Below are 823 nucleotides of genomic sequence, written 5' to 3'. Positions count from 1 at the left end.
AACCGGCGGGCGGTCCGACGCGACGATACCGGACCGGGACTACGCCTTGTCGGTCATGATCCCGAGGACGATGCGGTCGGTCTCGTTCATGCCGTCGCGGCCGATCTTTGTTAAGTTATGGATGCAGCGGTCCACATCCTCGTCGATGATCCCCTCGACCGGAGTGACGCAACGTCCGTCCATGGCCATCATCGCCGACAGGACGGCCGTCGAGACTCCGCTCGTGAGTTTCATCGCGCAGCTAGGCTTCGCACCGTCGCAGATCATGCCCGTGAGGTTGGCGATCATGTTCTTCACCGCCGCGGCGACCTGGTCGTAACCGCCGCCCATCAGGTAGGTGATGCCGCAACTCGAGCCCGTGGCGGCCACCACGCACCCGCACAAGGCCGACAGCCGCCCGAGGCTCTGCTTGATGTAGACCACCGTCAGGTGGCTCAGCGTCAGCGCACGGATCGTCTGCTCCTCGGAGGCAGCAGTCTCCTCGGCATAGACCACCACCGGAAGCGTTGCGGCAATGCCCTGGTTACCGCTGCCGGAGTTGCTCATCACGGGGATCATCGCCCCAGCCATACGGGCGTCGCACGCTGCCGAGGTGTAGGAGAGGATCCGCGTGAAAATGCTGTCGCCCATCACCCGCCGCTCGCGGTCGCAGCGCAGCGTGCGGCCCACACAGTGGCCGTACTCGCCGGCAAAGGAGGCCTCGGCGGCAGCCTTGTTGAGCCGTTTGGTCTCGAGGATGAAGCGGATCTCGTCGAGAGGTGCGGTCATGGCGAATTCCCACACGCGCCGCAGCGTCAAAGGCACCTCGCCTTCGTCGCCCTCC

1 protein-coding gene is annotated in these 823 nt (G+C 65.2%); it reads right to left on the bottom strand.

The annotated features are described in order from the left end of the window. Positions 1–39 precede the first annotated feature (39 nt). On the bottom strand, positions 40–823 hold a 784-nt coding region (locus tag QZL63_RS05545; RefSeq protein ID WP_290586151.1), incomplete at its 5' end, for an L-cysteine desulfidase family protein.

The organism is Alistipes sp. CAG:268 (genome assembly GCA_000434235.1).
Taxonomy (GTDB): domain Bacteria; phylum Bacteroidota; class Bacteroidia; order Bacteroidales; family Rikenellaceae; genus Alistipes; species Alistipes avistercoris.
Note: the sequence above shows the minus strand (reverse complement) of the source record. Positions and strands in the feature narration are given on the sequence as shown.